Source organism: Phycisphaerae bacterium (assembly GCA_035384605.1).
In the GTDB taxonomy this organism is placed as follows: Bacteria; Planctomycetota; Phycisphaerae; order UBA1845; family PWPN01; genus JAUCQB01.
In genome coordinates, this window is record DAOOIV010000176.1 from 1 (window position 1) to 7,249 (window position 7,249).

6 protein-coding genes are annotated in these 7,249 nt (G+C 59.7%); all 6 read left to right on the forward strand.

The window, feature by feature from the left end; genetic code table 11:
• The first annotated feature begins 333 nt into the window (after positions 1-333).
• The 6 genes from PLL20_21085 to PLL20_21110 all read left to right on the forward strand — a co-directional run bounded on the left by PLL20_21085 (position 334) and on the right by PLL20_21110 (position 7,214).
• The gene (locus PLL20_21085) at positions 334-2,025 is read left to right on the forward strand and encodes a hypothetical protein (GenBank protein ID HPD32496.1); all 1,692 of its coding nucleotides are present in this window, start codon (positions 334-336) and stop codon (positions 2,023-2,025) included.
• A 237-nt stretch (positions 2,026-2,262) separates the two neighbouring features.
• The gene (locus PLL20_21090) at positions 2,263-3,666 is read left to right on the forward strand and encodes a hypothetical protein (protein ID HPD32497.1); all 1,404 of its coding nucleotides are present in this window, start codon (positions 2,263-2,265) and stop codon (positions 3,664-3,666) included.
• A gap of 658 nt (positions 3,667-4,324) precedes the next feature.
• Complete coding sequence (locus PLL20_21095; protein ID HPD32498.1) at positions 4,325-4,924, forward strand: hypothetical protein; 600 nt, start codon at positions 4,325-4,327, stop codon at positions 4,922-4,924.
• Positions 4,925-4,987: 63 nt separating this feature from the next.
• Entirely contained in the window at positions 4,988-5,413 is a 426-nt protein-coding gene (locus PLL20_21100) for a DUF1425 domain-containing protein (protein HPD32499.1), read from the forward strand.
• Between the two features lie 16 nt (positions 5,414-5,429).
• Positions 5,430-6,545, forward strand: coding sequence for a CsgG/HfaB family protein (locus PLL20_21105; protein ID HPD32500.1), 1,116 nt, complete (start codon positions 5,430-5,432; stop codon positions 6,543-6,545).
• A 336-nt stretch (positions 6,546-6,881) separates the two neighbouring features.
• Positions 6,882-7,214, forward strand: a complete 333-nt coding sequence (locus PLL20_21110) for a hypothetical protein (GenBank protein ID HPD32501.1) — start codon at positions 6,882-6,884, stop codon at positions 7,212-7,214.
• The last annotated feature ends 35 nt before the right edge of the window (positions 7,215-7,249 follow it).

The following is a 7,249-nucleotide window of genomic DNA, read 5'->3' on the forward strand; positions in this document are numbered from 1 at the left end:
ATTCCGGGCCGAGCGGGCGAGAGTGCGGCCCGGAAAGGATTCCGGGCCGAGCGGAGCCGTAAGGATGGAAAGGCGCATGCCCACGCAAAGCCGTGGGCATGGCACCCGGCGATCCGGAGACGTGCGCGCGAGCCGCACAGGCATCCGGCCGTAAGGTTCTAAGATGCAAGTCGTTGCGTCTTGTTCCGGCCGCGACGGGCGGAGCTGGTCGTGAGGGAAGCAAGGGCACCAACGCGCTTGTCCGGTAAGTGGGGCAACGAGAAGTCGGGAGGCAGGGGGGGCAGGCGGACCCTTGGGATTTCCGTTTCCGTCGGAACGGAGAGGAGGAACCGTATGTGGTTCAGATTCATTTGCTTCGGTTCAATTGTCCTGTCTGCTCTTCTTCCCGCCCTGGCGGTCGACAATCAGCTCGTCAACGGCAGCTTTGAAGATGGCTACAACGGCTGGCAGACAACCTACAACTACGGTACCAGCGCCAACTTTCACAACCCGCCGGTCAGAGAGTGTGTCTGCGGTGACATCAGCGGGCATCCGCAGATTCCATACGAGCATCCGAAGATCCGCGCGGCGGATGGCGAGTACTTCGGCGGCGGGACATGGATCCACAACAGCAGCACCACGGTGCCCAAGAAGTATTCCCTGATCCGGCAGCAGATCGCGGTCCGGAACTGGTATGCCGGCGCGGACCGGGTGAACTATCACTTCGAGATATGGGTCCAGTTGGCCCACAGCGCGTCCGAGGGCAATTGGTCCAGCGGCTACGTCGGCCAGGAGTGGTTTCTGTATTGGCGTGCCGATGGTCAGCAGATCAACATGAAGGCCGGCTCGCTGGAGGGACTGGGCGCTCAGATGCACCGCATTGGGAAGCTGGATTCCAGCCCGTTCATGAACCGTGCGGCGAATCCGTATACACCGAACTTCAACAACTGGCGCAAGATCGTGCTGGATGGAAGTATTCCGGGGAACCCGCAATACGTTGTACTGGAGCTTTCATTGAGCTACAGCGAGAATCCCCCGACCTGTCATAACCTGTTTGACGGCGTGGTTCTCACGGCGGAGTCGGCGACGGGCAGCAGCATCGGCCCGTTTATGGGCGACATCCCCAACAGCGGTTTCGAGGAGGGATGGGCGGATCCCAACGACTGGAGTCATTCCTACGCCGACCCTGATCCTCCGCTCGGCTGGTTGTACTTCGCTGACTTTGAGCACTACGACGACACCGGGCCCCGCGGTCCGATTGAAGGCTATTCCAACGGCGTCACCGTGCCCACCAACCCTCGGGGCGTGACCACGCCTTACGGGAATAATTTCTGGGGCCGGGTGAGGGTTGCCGGCGTGGGAAGTCCCGAGACCGCCGGCTGGTGGGGTCATGTGGTTCCGGTTCGAAAATGGACTCCATCCGCGACGGGGTTTCGATGGCGTTTGAACTACGCGACCAAGATTGCGGCGGCTTATCAGGATGCCGAGCAGTGGTTCGAGATCTGCTGGGACGTTCGGGGCTCGGGGTACTCGGTGACGGACGTCCCGCCGGATCCATATCAGGCTTGGATGCTGCGGTCGAATTGGTTCGGGTTCTTCCGGTTGGCACAACTCAATTGGTGGTCGTTGAACGGGGCGACGGCGGTTTCGGGGTTCACCGAGATCGAGCAATCGGGCGAGTTCGCAGCCACCGCCGAAAACGGCGAGCCGGTCTGTCCCCAGTACGTGCTCCTGCGGAATCGCACGGGTCTGTATGATGGGTCGGCCGACGGTCAGATGCTTTACGACAAGATTGATTTCTACGTAGAGGCGATCGGCGGCTGCAACACGCCCGCGGCCGACATGGACGGCGACGGCGACGTGGATCAGGCGGATTTTGCCGCGATGCAGGCGTGCATGACGGGTGCGGGCGGCGGAGTCTCGGGCGCATGCATCTGTGCCGATCTCGATGCGGACGATCAGGACGTTGACAGCGTTGACCTGCTGAGGTTTGAGAATTGTGCTTCGGGTCCGGGAGTACCGGCGGACCCTGACTGTGAACTCTGAAGGGAATGACGTGCAGTCTGCCGGCGGCGCGTATCGGCCGAGCGCGGCTCGGCGGTGCCGATGAGCCCCCAATTACTATCTTTGCAGGCGTTTCTGTTATGCGCTGTTGCACGATGGTTCACGATCATTTAAGAATAATCGGGGGCATGCGATAATGCCCTGTCAAGGCTGCGCGTGCATTTCGTCCGCGACAGGCCGTTGAGCGCCGAGAGGCGCGCCGCCCGAAAAGGAGGCCAAATGGAACGGACGCTGCGTCATCTGCCGTTCCTGACTCTTGCCGCGATCGTTGCCGGATCAGTGGGTGACGTGACAAGAGGCGGGACCATTATGGTTCCGTACGTCACGGGTCGCGCCGAACGGCACGCCTTCGCCGGTCATCCCGGCTGGGTGGACGCGTATCAGGCCGGCAGCGGCGAGGGCCGCTTTGCGCGAATCGGCGATGACGCTCAGTTCACTTTGCCGAAAGCGGAGAAAGACAAGCCCGTGGTTCTCATCGCCATGCTGGACCGGATCGAGTCGCCGCCGGTCATCGTGCCGAATTATCCCGGCGGGGACGTTCTCATCCCGACCGAATATGTGTGCGTGCCACCCGGGTATCCGGAGGTATGGGACAAGGAGTACCTTCAGCGGAATCACCACTGGTTTCAGGTTTTCGTACCCCGGTGCACGCAGATTTACGGCTGCACGATCTTCGACGGCCCCAAGGCGGTGTGGTGGGGTAACAAGTTCAACGCCACGCTGCACGAAGACGGCCCTACTGGCAAACCGATCTTCATTGCCAACCACGACGGAAGCCGCAACATCGACTTCATGAGCGGCGGGCACAGCGATCACAGCGTCGCACGGTGCGGCTGGCGTCACGGCGATCTCGAGGTGGAGCCCGGGCGCACCTACGCCATGTGCGTCGGCGGTTATAACAGCCATGGAGGGGAGCGTGTGCCGCTGCCGGCGTACATCCGCCCCGACAAGGGGGACGGGTATGCACAAGGCGAGGTGTTCAAGGACGACAAGCCCACCGGCGGGGACTTATGCTGTCTCATCTTTGGCAACAGTCACGGTCAGCTTGTCGAGAACCACATACGCAGCGAGGAGTGGGAGATTTTTGTTCCCGGTCATCGCCCGACGCGGAGCTGGGCTCAGACGTTTGTATCGAATGGCGTGAGCCTGGCCGGCGTGTCGTTCTGGGCGAGCAACGGGCGGAACAGCCGGACCGTCAAGTGTGACGTAAGGATTCGACCTGACGGTGAATGGGAGCGGCCCATGGGGTTGGTCAAGACCGCGGTCGGGCATGAGTCGCCGGTTCGCCCGATTATTCGCTATCCCGACGCCCCCAAGCCGGTGGAGGGGTACGAGACCTACTACGAACTGCCGTGCAAGCTGTTTCAGGTGGCCTACATGCCGGACGAGCTGCCGCTCAAGCCCGGCAAGACCTATTACATTGAAGTCACGGCCAGTGAGCCGATCCTCGTGTATGCCGACGGCGACTACTACGACCACGGATACGCATATTACGAGGGTCTGAAGGTTGATCGTCTGGGTTATCCCAGAGCGTTCCATTCAGATCGTTGGACCCTGGCCATGAACATCGTCACGTATGCCAAGCCGGGCGGGGTGCCCCTGGCACAACCAGCGGCTCCGTAACCCGCGTCGCGCACGGCCGCCCGTGCGCGCTTGTCGTGGGTTGGCCCGTGTCTGGAAGGCATCGAACGTCGATCGACCGAGCCTGTTCGATGACAGCTTGGGCTTGCAGATACACCTATATTGACGTGCTCCCGCCGGAGCAGGGCAAAAACCTTGACTTTGCAAGGCATCTCCACGATCATCAAGCAGTAATTACCACTATTGCCATCGCGCCGCATGAGGATCAGAAGTGCCCGCATAGTCGGCTGTGTCAGTAAGACGGCACTTGCAGACTTTAGCCATTTTGCAGCAAGGAGTTACGTTGATTATAGGGTTGCTTGAATAAGACGCAACTCTGAGGTTCCGGGGCGACTGGGATGATTTCAGAACCGCTCTGTTTCGACGGTCTCTCCGAGTACCTGAAAACAGCCAAATCCTACTACTTGCCAGGGTGCTGCCATGCATTACAATGTTTTGTGCGTGTGACATTCGGGCGCGTTTCGGTGAGTGGTTCGGGCCCGTGGTGATGTCCCAATCGCAAGGTCAAATCCGGATCGCAGCTCAGAAACAGGGAAGGTGGCGATGACGTTCTTGCCGGTCGCGGCTTTTTCATATTGCCAGGGGCTCAACGCGTGCTTGGTATGGGGCTAGGTTTGATCGACTAATCGAGGAGGCAAAAATGTTGCAGATTGTTCGGTGGAATAGTCTGTTTGGATTGACCATCTGTTTCATCGCCGGGTGTGCGGCCACCACGGAAACCAAACGGCTGGCCCCGGACGAACTGAGCGACATCGAGTATGGAACCGGCCTGACCAGCCAGGATTTTCGGTCAATCGCGCAGCGGATGGCCAGGAGCCTGGTTTCCCTGCCGCAGATCCAGCAGTCGAAGAATCCCCCGCGAGTCGCATTTGCCAGCGTAGAGAACAACTCGAGCGACTACATTGACGGGGATACGTTTTTGCGCAAGATGCGGACCGAATTGGTCAAGCACGCGGAGGGCCGACTCGTTTTCCTGGATCGCGACGTTATCCAGCAGATTGAGAAAGAGAACCGAGACAAGGCTGCCGGGAAGCGTACCTCGAGCGGCGAGGGAACGCCGTACGGCGCGGACTTCTTCCTGACCGGCACGATCGACTCGATTGACAGGGTCACGGGCAGCGGACGAACCGGCTATACGCGATACAGTTTTCGACTGACCAATGCAGCCGACTCTGCGATCGTGTGGGAGGACGATTACGAGATCAAGAAGCACTCCGTGGCCGGGGCGATGTACCGTTAGGTGAACCGGTTGTGAGTCGTGAGATATTATTGGCTGTCTTGATTGTTTTTCGGAGGTTCAGTCATGACGCGAATCGTCGTTGCGGGTAGCGCGATTCTCTTTTGTGTCGTCGGCTGCAAGGAGACGACTACGCCGGTGAAAGTGGTGGGCGAGGACAGCCCTTACCAGACGGAGGGGCGCATACAGTTCGAGCAATCGCAACTGGCCAATCTGATCGACGTTGTACGCGTGGACCCGCAGTCGAAGGGGCAGGGGCTGCTTCATCTCATCGTCACGCTGAGAAACAAGACGAGCAAGCCGCTGTGGGTTGAGTGCCGGACGACGTTTCTGGACTCGCGTGGCCATGTTCTCGAACAGACCAATTGGGAAGTCGTCTACTTGGACGCACGGACGGTGACGGAATATGCCTGCACCTCGCTGGGCCCGAAAGCGGTTGAGTATCAGATGCTCATCCGCCGGCCTGCCGAGTCTTCGTTACACAAACCATGAAGGAGAACGCATCGTGATGTCTTTAAGAAGCGGTACATGCGTCGGTTTGTTGTGCTGCATTGCTCTCACAGGATGTTCCGAGACGGTGTTGACCGATCCGCCGGCTCCGCCGGCGAAAGAGCCGAGTAATCAGGCGTCTGTCCCACAGGCTTACGATTATGTTCACACCGTTCGCCAACGGGGTGGCGGCGATCCCAAGTTCCGGATCGCCGTGGCAATCATCCGTTTCGAGGACACGATTCCGGTGCACGATGTTCCTTTCGGTGATGAATACCAGCCGCTGCAAACGCAGCGGGGAGAAGTGAACATCAATGTCGAGATCAATACCAGCAAGGGAAACATCGTCGGCGGTCACAGACAAGATGGCCTGGGGCCAGCGAGTCGTCACATGCTGAGGCGTTCGTTACTCGAGAGCGGTGCCTTCGCCGTGATCGAGCGGGAGCGTATCCTGGAGATCCTGAGAGAGATTAAGTTTTCCAAGACACAGTATGCGGATCCCGACACCGCAGCCAAGGATGGATCGTTGATCGCCGTGCGCTATCTCATTGACGGCAGGATCGGCTTTGCAGTGGCGGAGTCGAAAAGCCCGGGATCCTCCGGTGCGGGCGGGGTAATCATGGGCCCGCGAAACGTCTACGATTCCGGAACAGTGCAGCAGCGCGCCGACATGGCAATGATTAACGCGGCCGCCCGGGATCGCGCACGATCCAAGGCAGAGGAAAACTACCGATTGACATGCCAACTTGCAGCTTTCGATGCATACACGGGTGAAGTCGCGACCGACGTCACAGGTGAGGGCAAGACTCTTCAGGCAGCCATCGACGACGCCGTGGGCCAGTTGGTCAGTTCACTCACAGGGCTGGACCGCGGAGTGCGCGTAGCTGCGGTCGCGGGCGATGTGGTCTATTTGGACGTCGGTTTGGGCGCCAACATGGCCGCAGGTGGTCGTTTTCGGATCATGCACGCCGGCGAACCGGTTCGGGACCAGTTTAACAGGGTAATCGGATTCGAGGAAAGCGACGGTGGCGAAGTCGAAGTAGTCGAAGTGAGGGATCTCATGTCTATTGCCAAGGTCATCACGGCCGGCAATTGTGCTAGAGGAGACCGGGCGACCCCGATCGTCGGGGAATAATCGCCTGCGGGGGACGCCATGGTGCGAGCAAGGGTTTTCGCGAACGGACTTGGCTGGGGCCCGGTGTTGATCTGCCTAGTTGTCGCCGGTTGCGCGCAGAAAGCGCCGATTCAGAAATTGCCGTTCACGGGGAAACCGGAGACGGCGCCGCCGGCCACCCGATCATACGCGGATCTGGTGAGGATCTGTCCAAGTAGCGCAGACAAGGTTGACGTTTCGGAGGAATGGAAGGCCATCGCGGACTCGGCCCCGGCGTGGGCTGCCGGTGTGTACGATACCGAAAGACCACTTCCCTGTTCTGCCTGGTACGAGTACCTGCGATCTGGGCAGGATTTCATGGGGAGCGCAGATCAGACCCTCCTCAAGGCTTACGGCACTTTCGACAAGGAGGCTGAGAAGCAGGATGCGAGCTGCGCCTTGCGGCATCTTGCGGCGGGCACACTGGCTCTCGATTTGGGCATGCCCAGGCAGGCCCGCGACCATTTCCAGGAGGCGGTGCGCTGGATGGAGGAGCTGACCGACAAGGAGCTAGAGCAAAAAGCGGCGATGGGGCGCAGCGACGTGAAAATCTACAAGGGGGACTCACACGAACGCACGATGGTGCATTTTTATCTCGGGCTGATTGCCTATCAGCTCGGCGAGTACAAGGAGGTGCCAGCGTCGTTCTGAAAGTGCAGAGATTTCGCCGGTTTGAATATGTAGTC